Here is a 15,723-nt window from a genome sequence, read left to right as displayed (position 1 = left end):
CTCCGTATGATGGGCTCTGGAAGAATAACACAGAGGTGTGCATCTGTCTGCGATGGGTTGGATCTGTTATGGAAAGGATAAGATGGGATTTCGTGATCATAGACTGCTGATTTTTGATGGTGCCTGCGGAACCAATCTGCAGATGATGAACCTGCCCGAATCCGTGTGGGATGGACATAAAGGGTGCAATGAATACCTGAACCTCTCGGCGCCGGATCAGATTGTCCAGCTGCATCGGTCGTTTGTGGAGGCTGGGGCGATGGTTCTGGAAACCAATACCTTTGGTGCCTCAAAAATCGTGCTGGGTGAGTATGGGCTGGAAAACAAGGTCGAGGCAATTAATACTGCTGCTGTGGAAAATGCCCGCCAAGCGATTGGGGATAAAAAGAATGTCTATATTGCCGGTTCGGTGGGGCCGGGGACAAAACTGGCCAGCCTGGGGCATTTGTCTGTCGAGGCTCTGACGGAGGCCTTGCGCCAGCAGATTCAGGTTCTGGTTCAGGCCGGCGTGGATGCGATTATTCTGGAAACCTGTCAGGATTTGCTTCAGGCGAAGACAGCGGTCATCACTTGTGTTGAGATTCTGGAGCAGTTGGGGCGGGATATTCCGATTCTGCTTTCGGTGACGATGGAGCAGCAGGGGACTATGCTGCTGGGGACGGATATCGCGGCGGTGGTTGCGACGATGGAGCCGTTTCCGCTGTTTTCACTGGGATTGAACTGTGCGACCGGACCGGCGGATATGGAGTCGCATATTCGCTATTTGAGCCATTCTTGGCACGGACGGATTTCGTGCATTCCGAATCAGGGGCTTCCGGAAATTATCGAAGGCCGGACGGTGTACCCTCTGAAGCCAAAGGCCTTTGCCGAGATCATGCGTCAGTTTATCGAAACACTGGGGGTTAGCGTTGTGGGCGGATGCTGCGGCACCACAGCGGAGCATATTCGCTGCCTGTCGGATACGGTAGCGTCGCTGATGCCGGCAGCGAGAGAGGTTGTTGTGAAGCCTTCGGTTTCCAGCCTCTATCAGGCCATTGAAATACGTCAGGACATTCCGCCGCTGCTGATTGGCGAACGCTGCAATACCAACGGCTCCAAAGAATTTCGCCAGATGCTTCTGGCCGAGGATTTTGACGGCTGTCTGAAGGTGGCGCTGGATCAGGAGTCGCAGGGGGCCCAGGTGCTGGATGTGTGTACGGCTTATGCGGGCCGGGATGAGAAAGCCGACTTGATTCATCTGTTCAAGTTGCTGATTCCTGCGGTGAAAGTGCCGCTGATGATTGACTCCACACAGGCCGATTGTGTCGCGGCGATTTTGAAGCTGTATCCCGGGCGGTGCATTATCAATTCCATCAATCTCGAAGACGGCGGGGCCAATCTGCACAGGATTTGTACGCTGGCTAAAAAATACGGGGCTGCGGTGATTGCTCTGACGATCAACAAAAAAGGGATGGCCATGACCGCCGATGAAAAAGTCGAGACCGCGGCCCAGATTTATCATCTTGCCGTGAATGAACACGGGCTGCGTCCCGGAGATTTATTGTTCGATCCGCTGACGTTTACCATCGGCTCCGGCGATGAGACCCTCAAAGACGCGGCGATTCAAACACTCACCGCGATCCGTCGCATCAAAACGCAATTGCCCGGCGTCCATACCCTGCTGGGGGTCAGCAATATTTCGTTTGGGCTTCGGCCTGCGGCCCGCAAAATCCTCAACTCGGTCTTTTTGCATGAAGCTGTCCAGGCTGGGCTGGATGCGGCGATTATTGATATCGCCAAAGTCATTCCGCTGGCCCAGATTGGCCAGCAAGACCGGGACGTCTGTCTGGATTTGATTTACAACCGCCAATCGGTGGCAGACAAAACGCCGCTGCTGGCATTCATTCATTATTTTGAGGCTCAGGGCGACCCAAAACAGCAGGTTCAGGAAACCCGGGAAACCGCATCCGAAAAACTCATGCATCAGATGATTGTCAAAGGCAATAAAGACGGGCTGGAGGATGTGTTGACGATTCTGCTGCAGCGTTATGGGCCGCTGGAAATCATCAATACCATTCTGGTTCCGGCCATGCGCTATGTGGGGGAACTGTTCGGGCGGGGAGAAATTCTGCTGCCGTTTGTTCTGCAGTCGGCTGAGGTGATGAAACGCAGCGTAGCGTTTCTTGAACCATATATGGATAAGGCCGAGCAGTCGGCAAAACTGAAAATCCTTCTGGCGACAGTGCAGGGAGACGTTCATGATATCGGCAAGAATTTAGTGGATATCATTCTGACCAACAACGGCTATCGCGTCTATAATCTGGGGATTAACGTCCCGGCGGAGACCATTATAGAAAAAGCCCGGGAATATGCAGTGGATATGATAGGACTTTCCGGGCTGCTGGTCAAGTCGGCTATTGTTATGCAGGAAAGCATGGCCCAGTATCGGCAGGCGAAACTCAACGTTCCGATTCTGCTGGGGGGGGCGGCTCTGACGCAGAAATTTGTCGCCGAATCGTGTGTGCCGCAATATGACTATCCGGTTGTCTATTGCCGGGACGCCTTTGCCGGCTTAAAAGCGGTGCGGGATTTTGAACAGGGGAAATTAACCTCGACGGTGTATGAATCCAGTACTCCCAGGGCGGCCAGTGTCCCCGGCCCGAAGTCGATTGAGATTGACAAGACCAATCCGGTGCCTTTGGCACCATTTCTGGGACAGCGATATGTGACAGATATTGACCCGGCCCGCATCTATCCGTATGTGAACGAACAAGCCCTGTTCCGAGGCCGATGGGGATATCGTCGGGGGAAGATGTCTGCCCAGGAGTATCAAACCCTGATTCAGGAGACTGTCATCCCGATTTACGAAAAGCTCAAACAACGTGGTATTGACGAACAACTGATTCAGCCTCAGGTAACCTATGGCTATTTTAAATGCTACAGTCAGGGCAACTCGCTGTTGGTTGAGGATTGCGGCCGGCAGTATGAATTCTGTTTCCCGCGGCAGGAATTTGCACCTCATCTATGCATTGCCGATTTTTATAAATCCAAGGACCAGGGCAGCGACATTACGGGATTTTTTGTTGTTACGGTGGGACCTCGCATCGGACAAATGGCCAAAGCATTGTTCGAAAAAGATGCCTATCATGATTATTTGATGCTGCACGGTTTTGGTGTCGAAGTGACTGATGCGCTGGCGGAATACTGGCACGAGGTGATGCGGCAGGAACTGGGGATCGCCCAGCAGCGTCCCAAAGACACCGCCGGGTTTGCCACGCAGCAATATCAGGGCAGCCGATACGGTTTTGGCTATCCATCGTGTCCGGATCTGGGAGCGCATGAGTTGGTGTTTAAGCTGCTCAGGCCGGAAGCGATTGGGGTGACACTGACGGAGAATATGGAGATGGTACCCGAGCAGACGACCTCGGCGATTATTGCCCACCATCCGCAGGCGAAATATTTTGCAGTCTAAGGGAGGCTGGTTATGAAGAAGTATATCTGTGTCAATTGCGGCTATATTTACGATCCCGAGAATGGCGATCCAATGAGCAATATTCCTCCCGGCACGGCCTTTGAGGATTTGCCGTCGGATTGGAAATGCCCGATGTGCTATCTTGAAAAAGAATCCTTCGATCCTCTGGATTAGAAGGGGCTTATGAATTTCGGTGGAAACAGAGCCGTAATTGCGGTAAAATGTCCGCCTGATGTGTAACACAAGATTAGATAGCTGACGGGAGCAGGGCATCATGGTAAAGATTTTATTTGGTGTAGCCGGGGAGGGATTTGGCCATAGCAGTCGTTCAGAATTGATTGGCCGATGGTTTCTGGAACGCGGACACGATGTGATGTTTGCCGCCTCGGGCAAATCCCTAGCATATCTGGCTCCGCTGTTTCCGGGACGAGTTCAGGAGGTCTATGGGCTGCATTTTGTGATCAAAGACGGGCAGATTCAGCCCATCTCCACGCTGGTGGATAATATTGTTCAGTATCGCAAGGGATTTCTGACCAATCGTCGGCTGTTCAGCAGGGCGGTAGCGGATTTTGTCCCCGACCTGGTGATTTCAGATTTTGAGCCGTTTAGTGCCTGGTGGGCATTCCGTCATCGAATACCCTGTGTGTTTGTAGATAATGAGCATCTGCTGACGCTGGCCAAACTCGAACAGGTTCCGGGACGGATGGATCGCCTCAAGGCCAGGGTTGTTACCCGCGGTTATCACACCCGTGCAAAGGCGTATGTGATTATGAATTTTTTCAAGGCTCCTCTCAAGTCCACAAGAGCGGTGTTTGCCAACCCGGTTATTCGCAAGCAGGTGATAAACCTCAAGGTGGATACGAAACCTCATATTACGGTTTATTCAACCGACTCCAAGCCGGAAACCCGACAGAAACTGATTTCAGTATTCAGTCGGTTTCCTTCTCATCCGTTTTATATTTATGGTTTTCCGACCGAGGATCAGGACCGAAACTGCACCTTCAAAAAAATCAGCACGATGGGATTTTTAACCGATCTGGCGACGGGTGCCGGTGTGGTAGCCTCGGCGGGCTTGTCGCTGCTCAGTGAGTGTTTGTATCTCAAAAAAAAGATGCTGATGGTCCCGGTTCAGGGGCAGTTCGAGCAGAAAGTCAACGCTGTCTATGCCCAACGTCTTGGGGTTGCCCATCAGGCCAACCAAATCGATGCCGACAATCTCCGTTGTTTTCTGGATGCCCTCGAACAGCCTTTTTCGACCGACGAACGGATTTTATGGCCGGATAATGCGGCTTATTTTGCTATCCTGGCTCAGACGCTGGCCGGCATCGGCTTTGATGTATAGGGTTCCTCTAAAAATTCATTTTGACGGACAAACGACTCTTTTTGTTGCCGGCGGCGTCAGGCAAAAGCCGCTTTATTATCCAAATAAAGCTAATTTGTCTTCCCGGCGAACAAAAATCTTCTCTTTACCGCTCAAAAGCAATTAGAGCCACCCTATAATCGATCTCTACCAGGGGCAGGGACAATAAGGCGGTAACCACGGTCTATTGGCGGGAAGGATGATCAGAGAGGCTTGCCGCGAATCAAACCCATTTCTTTGCGGACGATTTCATGCGTTGAGGTTCATTGTGTCCAGATGGTATTGTGTTCAGGATTGAACAGGCTGTTATTCGTTCATGCGGTACACGCGGACATAATCGACTTCCATCTGTTGCGGAAATACCGCGGTGATGCACGAGGCATCCGGTTCAGTACATCCGACATAGTAGCCTCCCACGGCGACGTTCAGCAGGATATGAAAACGCTGGTCAAAGGGGGCTGGGTAGGGACCATTCGCACTCCACCACGAGGTCTGGGTGCAATACAGATTTCCATCTACATACCATCGCATTCGAGTCGGTGTCCATTCGAGTGTATAGACGTGAAACTCTTTGGAAAAGTCCATGCCAGGCGGGCTGTAGGTGCATCCCGCAGACACATTATTGGGATACTGACCACCGAAGTGAAGAGTTCCGTGAATGGATGAGGTTGGATATTTGGTTTCCATGACATCGATTTCGCCGTGAGCGGCCCAGTGGAGGTAAGGCTCACCGTAGGTATTGCCTGTGGGCATTAACCAGAAGGCAGGCCATATTCCTCCGCCGCCCGGAACCTTGATGCGGGCTTCCAGTTTTCCATACATAAAATCCTGCAGGCCGGCACTGCGTATCCGTGCAGAAGTGTATTTCCGATTGTCGTAATTTTCCCGGCGGGCTACCAGATACAGCTTGCCGTCCTGTACATACACATTCTGGGGCCGTGCGGTATAATATTGGAATTCACCGTTACCCCAGCCCCATAATCCATAATCAAAAGGAGCGTCATTACCGGTGCCAGTCATGCATTCCCAATTGGCGGTTTTCAATTGGGTGCCGTCAAACTCATCTGACCAGATCAGGTTCCACTGGCCGGCAGCCAGGCAGTCATCATGGGTTTTAACGAATACTTCACGAATGGAAAATCCGTAGCCAGTGGCAGGCTGCAGGCAATGGATTCGAATGTATTGCGCTGCCGTTGACGCAAAGGTGATATCGTCGAAATTGCCATCACCGTCGGTGTTGCTGTAGGCTGTTGTCCAGGCCACCCCATCCGGTGACACATCGATGGTGTATTTCGATGCAAAGGCTTCTTGCCAATAGATTTGGAGTCCACGGATAGTACGTATCTGCCCCATATCCAATTGAAGCCATTGATTGTCCAGAAAGGCACTGGCCCATCGCGTTGCCAGGGTGCCGTCGATGGTATGGGCTGCCGAATACCCGGCATCTTCAACGCTGGAGGCAGTTGCAGTGATTGGACTGCAGTAAAAGATCTGCCATTGGGATGCAAGGTCTGCTACATCGTCGAATGTTACGCAACAGTCTCCTGTTGTGTCCCCCGGACATCGAGGTGCGTTACATGTGAGCCAGCTTTCGGCAAGAATCAGCAGGTCGGACATATCCACCCAGCCGTCCCGGTTGAAATCCTCTTTAATTGCAGCCTGCAGAGATGTGCATAAAGTCAAAAAAAGAACCACCAGGAACACCCCTTTTCTGTCAACAGAATCTGCCCGCACTGTATTACAGTTCATACACGGCCCGTCGCTTTTTAGACTTTATTCGAAGACAGGGATGATCCCCACAGCTTCATCCCTGTCTTTACATCTTTTGATTGTATTATTTGCGTCGTTTGAGTACCAGGACGCCAAATCCCAGAGTGGCTATGGTGGCTGGTTCCGGCACGATGGTCACCCGGGCTGCTGCGGCTTCACCGGCAGGGTCGGCCACCAAACCCCGGAGCATAAATCCAACCTGAGTGACAGGGTTGGCAATGGTATCTACGGTCAGGGAAATAGTCCCGCTGCCGGGGGTAAGATTGGCGACAGCAATATTGATAGTGGCCCAGCCGGCATCCGGATTTAAGACTTTAATAAACGCCTGGGCGTTATAACCTGCCGGCAGTGTATTGATCCCTACGGTATAATTGAATGTGACCAGTTGCCCTGCAAGGCCGCTCCACTCCTGATAGAAGTTGGCTTCCATATCCTTATTGCCTGAGCCATCCGGATTGACCCAGTACCCATCGGTTGGGTTGTAGCAGTTTGTGTTCGGTGCCAGAGTCAGCACCCCAGCGCCGTCAAAGCCGGCCCGCAGATCGGCTATCCCCCAGGGACTGCCCCATAAGTAGCCGCCGCCATTGGCAGGTGTTTCAAAAACGTTCATCCATCCGTTCCATGCAGCTGCCGGGTCTGCTCCATTAACGACCAGGTCTGCCTGAGCAACTCCCATGAGGCAAAGAATCGCACACACTACCCATACATTTTTCATTTTTGGTTCCTCCAGATTAATGATAAACCCGATAGAGTATTGTGACAGATAGCAAGCTTTTTACATGATATTTTGAAGGAATAACAACACAGCGGGCACAAAAGGGAAACATCCTGCTTATCCCGGAGCGGCAGGTGCTGACATAAAAATGATGTTGCTCATTTTTCCTCACTCTCCCTGGAAGACAAGCTGCTGAGGTCATTTTCGCAACGTACTTCCATTGCACATCGTAAAGAATTTGAACTGATGAGTCAAGGAGATTCCTGGAATTGTGCCAATAGGCAAACCCGGGAGGTTGTCTACCCAACGGGGATGAATAGTCCGCCAGTAAAAGAAGCAAGTAGTTGATGCTACTATACTTAGCCGCGACGAAACGGGACATTCCAGGCAGGATCGGTATATGGCTTGTTTAAACACTGATAGGATTCCCATATCAAAACGAAAAGACTGTAATTCGAAAATGATCAAAAAGAACTAAAAATGGTGAGACTAATCTACTCTTGCTCTTGGGTGTCAGTATTGAAATATGGACCTATACTCTATCCTCTTAAGGGAATATAGAGGCCGTTCTGACTTCGGTGGGAATTTGTCTTGCCCTTGTCTGACCGAATCGATATATTGATTAATGGCTTTAAGAGATTCTGTAATCACCTGTACCCCATATACGGATTGCATGTAAACGTATTGAACAGAACACGGATACAGCCCAGCAACCGGGGATCGCACTTGACCTGAGGTAGTGGCTGAGTAAACAATCACAATACTATCTGATTGAGGAGGTTGCGATGCGTATGAAAAAGGTGGCGATTTTCTTCATGGTGATGGCGGTGGCTGGCATGGCCAGTGCGGTACCGGTGAGGAACAATGCAGGTTTTGATGTCAGTGCAGCCGGCTGGAATGCGGCTGGGGGAGGAGGGGCATGGGTGCCCGCCCATGTTCCGACAGGCGGCAATCCCGGCGGGTATCTGACCCTTCAATCGGCCAATAATACCTGGTCTGTCTGGTATCAGGTTATTAACGAGGATTTGGCTGTCTGGGGGATATCCCCGGGTACGGAGATTGTCATCAAGGCGGATATGATCGATCTGGGCACCCTCGGTAATAATGCGGTAGGGGGCCTGAAGGTTGAATCATGGAGTACCGCCCTTCTGAGTGAAGGTGCAAGTCAATTCACTGTGACCAATACCTGGGCACCGTATTCGTTTAACTATACGATTCACCCAGAGGCTCAAAGTGTCAAGCTGGTGTTCACCAACGTTAATTATAACGGACGTGGAACAGCGAGATTTGGCTTTGATAATGCTCAGATTTGTTTTCCCAACGACATGACTCCGGCTTTATTTCCCATCCCGACGGTCGGGAATACTGGTGTAGCGCCGGCTTCAGATATCCTCAGCTGGACCAATCCGGCGCCATTAAAGAATCCAACTGACATCATTCGATGCGATGTGTGGTTCAGAGAAAGCGCCACACCGCTTGCCGATCCGAACCTGGTTGCCAGCCAGCCCGGTGTGAGCAAAATCGTAGTCAATGAGCCGGTAAGTTCCGTTGATTTATCTTCTAAAGGGATAACCCTTTTGCAGGATCATTACTATTACTGGAAGGTGGATGTTATCGATCCGAATAACGGTGGCACTCCTATTGTGATTGATGGATTCACCTGGTCATTTAAAACCGGGGATGCTCCTCCAGTGGCAAATGCGGGTCTGGATCAGTATGTCTGGCTGAGTATGGATGATGGGACTCCGGTTGACGGGAAGGTGACATTTACTTTAACGGGCGATTACACTGACGACCAGAAAAGTCCTGTGACGACACTCTGGGCTTTAGATGAAATTCAGACTCAGACCGATCCGGCAACACAGGTCCTGATTGCAAATCCGGATCAAAAGGTAACCCCTGTTACGATCGATGGTACCGGGTGGTTTTTCTTCCACTTTACAGCGACGGATGCCGCCGGTTCCAGCATGGATACGGTTAACGTCGGAGTCTATGTCGATGCCTGTGCGGCGGCGATGGCAGATCCGTCAGATATTCCGGCGGCATATCCGAACGGATATGGGGATCTCAATGGTGATTGCCAGATTAATATGAATGATTTTGTAATTATGGCAGCAACCTGGCTGGATTGTTTGAGTGCCAAGCTGGGCTGTCTCCCATAATTGCTATACCTGTTGGGTATAATCGGACGCCGGAGGGGTATTCTTGTCAGACTGAGGCGGGGGATGTTGCCGCCGTTAACCAAGCAGGACAGTCCGCAGCAGACTCGTCCGGCGTCTTCTCTATCTGGAACGAAGGCCGCTGCCTGATTGATAAAACTCCGTCAAGCACCGATGCGGTCACTGATTCTGCGTTCTGCGGCGAATCATTTCACCGGTCTGGTACGATAATACGGCTATTGAATCTTGCCTGACTGCGATATCAATAGTGTCACTTAAGCCGGTAAATTTTTTTCTGCAAAGTCCCAATTCAGCAATTTGGCAATTACCGCCGCGACATGATCGGCCCGCCGATTCTGATAATCCAGATAATACGCATGTTCCCACACATCAATCGTCAGCAGGGGCTTGGCACCCTGTGTCAGCGGTGTTTCGGCATTGGGTGTTTTGACGATCTTCAGCCGTCCGTTATCGGAGACCAGCCATGCCCACCCGCTGGCAAACTGCGTGACCGCGGCCTCCGCAAGCGCCTTGGTGCACGCTTCGACGCTGCCGAAGTCAGCCTCAATTTTGGACCGCAGCCTGGCCGGAACCTCGCAGCCGCCGGGTTTGAGGCTCTTCCAGTAAAAAGTATGATTCCATGTCTGTGCAGCATTGTTGAACAGTCCGCTTGCCTCAGCCTTGCCGGCCGTTTCACGCACGATCTGTTCCAGCGGCATCTTCGCATACGGCGTATTTTCGATCAGTCGATTCAGATTGTTCAAGTATCCCCGGTGATGCTTATCATAATGAAAATTCAGTGTGCGGGCCGAAATCACCGGCTCCAAAGCATCCTCGGCAAACGGCAAAGGCTCCAGCACAAACGGTACTGTGGCCGCTTCACCTCCAGCCGCGATCCCTCCGCCTGCAGCCATCACGGCACCGGCGGTGACGGATGCAGCAATAAATTCACGACGATTCAGCTCAGATTTGAATTGTTTTTCATTCTTGTCCATAGTTTTCTCCTGATAACCGGGGTTTAGTGTATAGGTATTCCTGATTATACGCGTTTGATACCCTGGAGGCAAGCAAGTTGGGCCTTTCAGACGAAATTCCCGGGTTGTTTATCCTATGTTATTGCGGCTGATATTATTGTGGCAAAGGCCGGCTGGCGATGTCTGTCGAATTGGGGCGGGGGACTCTTGCTGTAAACAAGATGATTTTCATCGTATTACCCATTCACGTGATGGACACAAATTATTATCTTCGGCAAAAAAGAGTTGACAACAGACCTCCCCCACAATATATATGGCCTCGCTGTTGGTTCATCCCCCATTAGGGGGGTGTCGCAAGAGGGAATCCGGTGTAAGTCCGGAACTGCCCCGCAGCGGTAATCAGGAACGAAAGCCTCAAGAGCACTGTCTTTTTTAAGATGGGAAGCCTGGTGAGTAGGGATGTATAGTGATGCCTGAGAGTCCGAAGACCTGCCAATAGTCCGCTTGTTGCGGTTGACAATTTTGCTTTCGCGGGAAAGGCAAGTGAGATCGATAGGCCAGGGTAGTTTGATTCGGCTGTAGAGGTGCATTTCTTTTTTTTCCCCGAAGCTGTTGTCTGGATACAGGCAGTTCGTCTGTCTGCACAATGACTTGTTTTTCAAATTGTTCAAGGAGTGAATGATGCATACAGCTACACAACAGCAGCACAATCAGACTATTGCAGTGTCTTTGAATTTTGACAAAAACACCTTTACTCACATACGAAAACGGGATGGGCGGCAGGTTCCCTTTGATGTATCTAAAATTGAAGGGGCGATTTTGAAAGCCGGTCGAGCTACCGGAGAATTTGACGGAGCGATTGCGGCTCAATTGGCTCGGCGGGTTTTAAATCTGGCTCACATGACATTATGTTCTTCGTCGCTGGATGTGGAACAAGTTCAGGATGTTGTTGAAGAGGTGCTTTTGACAAGTCCTTTCAAGAAAACGGCCAAAGCTTACATTTTGTATCGTGACCAGCATGCTCGAATTCGGGAATTTGTTCAGAAGGCGGAAGTGGATATGATTGATCATTATTTGGAGCGTCTGGACTGGAAGGTTCAGGAAAACAGCAACATGTCGTATTCGCTCCAGGGGCTGAATAATTACATTTCCAGCGAGATCAGCCAGGCCTATTGGCTTAATAAAATTTATACGGCGGATATCCGACAAGCACACCAGGAGGGGGACTTTCATATTCACGATCTTGGCCTTCTCAGTGCGTATTGTGTGGGGTGGGACTTGCGGGATTTACTGTGTAGTGGTTTCAAGGGAGTCTCTGGAAAATCGGAAAGCCGTCCGGCCAGACATTTTCGCACTGCACTGGGACAGATGGTCAACTTTTTTTATACTCTACAGGGGGAAGCGGCGGGTGCTCAGGCCTTTTCCAGTGTCGATACCCTGCTGGCTCCGTTTATTCGACATGATCGATTAAATTATGTGGACGTGAAACAGGCAATTCAGGAATTTATTTTTAACATTAACATTCCAACACGGGTTGGTTTTCAGACGCCGTTTACCAATATCACTCTGGATTTACAGCCGCCTTCCACTTTAGCCAACCAGCCTGTAGTTATCGGAGGACAGCTCCAAAACAGCGTTTACGGCGACTATCAGGAAGAAATGCATGTCTTCAATCGCGCCTTCCTGGAGGTTATGGGGCAAGGGGATGCCAAAGGACGAGTATTTACGTTTCCGATCCCGACCTATAATATTACCAAGGATTTCAACTGGGATGCCCCCGCATTGGAACCCCTGTGGGAGGTCACGGCCAGATACGGCATTCCGTATTTTGCGAATTTTGTGAATTCTGAAATGTCGCCGGAGGATGCACGGTCAATGTGTTGCCGCCTGCGTCTGGATCTGCGTCATTTGGAAAAACGCGGCGGGGGATTATTTGGTGCCAACCCCTTGACCGGTTCCATTGGTGTGGTAACGCTCAATCTGCCAAGACTGGGGTATCTTGCCAAAACCGAAGCGGATTTTATGGCACGGCTGGAAACCCTGATGAAAAAAGCGTATGTGAGCCTGGAAACCAAACGTCTTTTGCTGGAGCAGTTTACCGATAAAAATCTTTACCCATATACACGCTATTATTTACGAAGCGTCAAGTCCCATTATGGGCAATACTGGCATAATCATTTCTCCACCATTGGGATTGTCGGGATGAATGAAGCGTGTCTGAATTTACTGGGCAAAGATATTGGTACTTCGGAAGGAAGAGACTTTGCTTTGCGTGTCATGGATAAAATGCGGGAACAGTTATTGGGTTTCCAGAAAGACAGCGGCAACATGTATAATCTGGAAGCCACCCCCGCCGAAGGGACCTCCTATCGTCTTGCCAGACTGGACAGAGACCGCTATCCGGGAATTCGCTCGGCCCAGCCTGAGTCCAGTGACCCATCGCGGAACAAGCCGTTTTATTCTAATTCCACACAGTTGCCTGTGTACTATTCCCGTGATATATGGCAGACCCTTGAATTACAGGATGATCTCCAGGCCAAATATACCGGCGGCACTGTGCTGCATATTTTCCTCGGGGAGTCCGTTGCGGATCCGAAGGCATTAAAGGCGTTCATTCGCAAAATCTGCTGCAATTATCGATTGCCCTACTTTACCATTTCTCCGACATTTAGCGTCTGTCCTGAGCATGGCTATTTGCGGGGACGACAGCAACAGTGTCCCCACTGTGGTCAAAAAACGGAGATTTATGCCCGCGTGGTGGGTTATCTGCGTCCGGTGGACCAGTGGAATGAGGGAAAACAGGCAGAGTTTGAATTGCGTCAGCCGTATCAGGTCGAGGGGCTTGGATGAAAGTGGGTGGATTTCAGCCTTTGTCGTTGAGTGACTATCCGGGGCATGTCTCAGCCATTATCTTTACCCAGGGATGTAACTTTCGATGTCCCTTCTGTCACAATAGTGCCTTGCTGGGGACCGAGACAACAGGTCCCTTTGATGGAGCTGCGGCAATCCAAATGCTTGCCGAGCGAAAACGGTTGTTGGATGGTGTTGTGATCAGTGGCGGAGAACCAACCATTCACCCCGATTTGCCGGAATTTATCCGGAGTATTCGGAGTCTGGGGTTGCTTGTCAAATTGGATACCAATGGCAGCCATCCATCCCTGTTAAAACAGCTTCTGAAAGACAAGTTGCTGGACTATGTGGCCATGGATATCAAGGCTCCTTGGGCCAAATACCCGATGCTGACGGGAGGGTTTACCGGGATAGAAGACATTCAGTGCAGCCTGAATTTAATTGTTCAAAGCGGCGTAGCATCAGAATTCCGTACGACGGTTGTGCCCGGCCTGCTGACTCCGGAGGATGTTGAACAGATTCGACGTGAGATGCCTGTCGGTGCAGTCCACAAAACACAGGATTTTATTGCCGACTATGCATTGGACCCGGCATTACGAAAATAAACAAAGAAATAATCTATTTCAGGAGAAACGAATGAGTATTTGTCCGGATACATGGATAAAAAAAAAGGTATTGGAATGCGGTTTGATTGAACCGTTTGAAGCAACCCAGGTTCGTTCATTTCAGGGGCGAACGGTGATTTCCTATGGACTGTCGTCGTTTGGCTACGACATCCGGGTGTCCCGTCATTTCCGTATTTTCACCAATGTTCACGGGACTGTGGTGGATCCCAAAGCCTTTGATTCAAGAGGTCTTGTCGATGTGGACAGTGATGTCTGTCTGATACCGCCGAATAGTTTCGTTCTGGCATTGAGCGTGGAGACCTTTCGTATCCCCCGGAATGTCATGACGATTTGTGTTGGCAAATCGACGTATGCTCGCTGTGGTATTATTGTCAATGTGACTCCTTTTGAGCCGGGATGGGAAGGCCGGGCGGTATTGGAAATATCCAACACGACGCCATTGCCAGCCAAAGTGTATGCAGGCGAAGGATTGGCCCAGGTTCTCTTTTTTGAATCGGAAACCCCGTGCGAGATTTCTTATGCGGACAGAAAGGGAAAATATCAGAATCAGACGGAAATTCGTTTGCCCTGTGTGTGATGTCCGGATGCCATAACGCGATGAGCTTCTGACCAGATGGATGTGTGTTGACGTCTTTTGTTGATCTCGTAAGTCGTTGAAAAGACATAACTAAGCCGGATTGGCTACGGGTCGTAAACTCATTTTGGAAGACAGTATCCGCCTAAAACGAGTCGGGGGGATTCTGTTGGTTTTTGGTTTACGGCGCGCGAAAATGCGGATATGATGAGGGGGAAAACAGGTTTTCAAATACTCATCTGAAAGCAGAGAACGGCGATGCGAGTTTTTGATTCGACACAATTGGAACAGCTCCGGCGGGGGGGGGCGGTCAGTATTGGCAATTTTGACGGCCTCCACCTGGGACATCAGGACATTTTGCGGGCGTGCCGGGAGATGTGCCCGGCTGGGCCAGTGACGGTAATGACCTTTGAGCCACACCCGGCGGCGATATTGCATCCCGAAAAGGCCCCTGGTGTACTAAGCCCGTTACCAATGAAAATCAAGCTGTTGGAACAGGCCGGCGTGGACCAGCTTGTGGTGATTACCGACAGCCTGCGTCTTCTGAATCTGTCGCCAAAGGATTTCGTCGATGAATTCCTGATGAAGACCGTAGGGCCGAAGGCCGTGGTCGAAGGACCGAATTTCAATTTCGGCTATGGACGCAGCGGCAACGTGCAAGTGCTGTGTCAACTTGGGCAAAGCTGGGGATTTGAGGTGGTCGAGGTTCCCTATCGAGAAATTCATCTCGATTCCGACCGGCGCTCGGTGGTCTGTTCGAGTACCCTGGTTCGCCGCCTGCTGGAAAAAGGCCAGGTGCAGGAAGCGGCAAGCATTCTGGGCAGACGATACCGGTTAATTGGCAAAACCATTCCGGGTCGCGGCGTGGGCCGGGAGCTGGGATTTCCCACGGCCAACATACACCCGGAAAAGCAGATCCTCCCAGACGAAGGGGTCTATGCGGGATTTGTCGTAGTCGGGGAGTCGCTGGAGGATGTCTGCGTAGGCGGACATCGTCGCCCCAGTGCATTCAGTCTGGGCCGGGCAAAGACATTCCTGAGCGATTATCCGCTGCTTATCGAGGCCCATATTCTGGAACCCAAAGTCGAGAATCTCTACGGCAAATACCTCGCAATGGAGTTTGTGGAGCGGATACGCGGCCAGCAGCGATTCGAGAGCAAAGAGGCTTTAATCGACCAAATTCATCTCGATTGTAAAAAATGTATGGACATTCTGGAAAAACGGGCTACAGTTTGAGTCTATAT

The 15,723-nt window shown here is 50.8% G+C and carries 11 protein-coding genes and 1 riboswitch; of the genes, 8 read left to right on the top strand and 3 right to left on the bottom strand.

The window, feature by feature from the left end:
- The first annotated feature begins 82 nt into the window (after positions 1 to 82).
- The 3 genes from metH (at position 83) to ACQ9LF_RS00280 (ending at position 4,793) form a co-directional block, all read left to right on the top strand.
- Positions 83 to 3,451, top strand: a complete 3,369-nt coding sequence (metH, locus tag ACQ9LF_RS00290; RefSeq protein WP_462487359.1) for a methionine synthase — start codon at positions 83 to 85, stop codon at positions 3,449 to 3,451.
- Between the two features lie 12 nt (positions 3,452 to 3,463).
- Positions 3,464 to 3,625, top strand: coding sequence for a rubredoxin (rd, locus tag ACQ9LF_RS00285; protein WP_462487358.1), 162 nt, complete (start codon positions 3,464 to 3,466; stop codon positions 3,623 to 3,625).
- A 100-nt stretch (positions 3,626 to 3,725) separates the two neighbouring features.
- Positions 3,726 to 4,793, top strand: a complete 1,068-nt coding sequence (locus tag ACQ9LF_RS00280; protein ID WP_462487357.1) for a glycosyltransferase family protein — start codon at positions 3,726 to 3,728, stop codon at positions 4,791 to 4,793.
- A 324-nt stretch (positions 4,794 to 5,117) separates the two neighbouring features.
- Here the strand turns inward: ACQ9LF_RS00280 and ACQ9LF_RS00275 are convergent, their stop codons facing one another.
- Together ACQ9LF_RS00275 and ACQ9LF_RS00270 are read right to left on the bottom strand one after the other, a co-directional pair.
- Positions 5,118 to 6,560 (bottom strand): discoidin domain-containing protein, encoded by a 1,443-nt coding sequence (locus ACQ9LF_RS00275; RefSeq protein WP_462487356.1) that lies wholly within the window; start codon positions 6,558 to 6,560, stop codon positions 5,118 to 5,120.
- Between the two features lie 85 nt (positions 6,561 to 6,645).
- Positions 6,646 to 7,296 carry a hypothetical protein gene (locus ACQ9LF_RS00270; RefSeq protein ID WP_462487355.1) on the bottom strand — a complete coding sequence of 217 codons (651 nt, stop codon included), beginning with the start codon at positions 7,294 to 7,296 and terminating at the stop codon, positions 6,646 to 6,648.
- Between the two features lie 785 nt (positions 7,297 to 8,081).
- Between ACQ9LF_RS00270 and ACQ9LF_RS00265 the strand changes: the two genes are divergently transcribed.
- The gene (locus ACQ9LF_RS00265; protein WP_462487354.1) at positions 8,082 to 9,458 is read left to right on the top strand and encodes a hypothetical protein; all 1,377 of its coding nucleotides are present in this window, start codon (positions 8,082 to 8,084) and stop codon (positions 9,456 to 9,458) included.
- A gap of 272 nt (positions 9,459 to 9,730) precedes the next feature.
- Here the strand turns inward: ACQ9LF_RS00265 and ACQ9LF_RS00260 are convergent, their stop codons facing one another.
- Positions 9,731 to 10,450, bottom strand: coding sequence for a superoxide dismutase (locus ACQ9LF_RS00260; protein WP_462487353.1), 720 nt, complete (start codon positions 10,448 to 10,450; stop codon positions 9,731 to 9,733).
- A gap of 288 nt (positions 10,451 to 10,738) precedes the next feature.
- Positions 10,739 to 10,940: riboswitch (cobalamin riboswitch) on the top strand.
- Positions 10,941 to 11,107: 167 nt separating this feature from the next.
- Between ACQ9LF_RS00260 and ACQ9LF_RS00255 the strand changes: the two genes are divergently transcribed.
- From ACQ9LF_RS00255 to ACQ9LF_RS00240, 4 genes are all read left to right on the top strand, one after another.
- Entirely contained in the window at positions 11,108 to 13,279 is a 2,172-nt protein-coding gene (locus tag ACQ9LF_RS00255) for a ribonucleoside triphosphate reductase (protein WP_462487352.1), read from the top strand.
- Positions 13,276 to 13,884, top strand: coding sequence for an anaerobic ribonucleoside-triphosphate reductase activating protein (locus ACQ9LF_RS00250; protein ID WP_462487351.1), 609 nt, complete (start codon positions 13,276 to 13,278; stop codon positions 13,882 to 13,884). The genes ACQ9LF_RS00255 and ACQ9LF_RS00250 overlap by 4 nt, the downstream gene beginning before the upstream one ends.
- Positions 13,885 to 13,915: 31 nt before the next feature.
- Positions 13,916 to 14,482 carry a dCTP deaminase gene (gene dcd, locus ACQ9LF_RS00245; protein ID WP_462487350.1) on the top strand — a complete coding sequence of 189 codons (567 nt, stop codon included), beginning with the start codon at positions 13,916 to 13,918 and terminating at the stop codon, positions 14,480 to 14,482.
- Positions 14,483 to 14,737: 255 nt separating this feature from the next.
- Positions 14,738 to 15,715 carry a bifunctional riboflavin kinase/FAD synthetase gene (locus tag ACQ9LF_RS00240; RefSeq protein WP_462487349.1) on the top strand — a complete coding sequence of 326 codons (978 nt, stop codon included), beginning with the start codon at positions 14,738 to 14,740 and terminating at the stop codon, positions 15,713 to 15,715.
- Positions 15,716 to 15,723: the final 8 nt, after the last annotated feature.

The sequence above is a fragment of the Anaeroglomus insulsum genome (genome assembly GCF_050689095.1).
GTDB classification, from domain to species: Bacteria; Planctomycetota; Phycisphaerae; order Sedimentisphaerales; family Anaerohalosphaeraceae; genus Anaeroglomus; species Anaeroglomus insulsum.
Note: the sequence above shows the minus strand (reverse complement) of the source record. Positions and strands in the feature narration are given on the sequence as shown.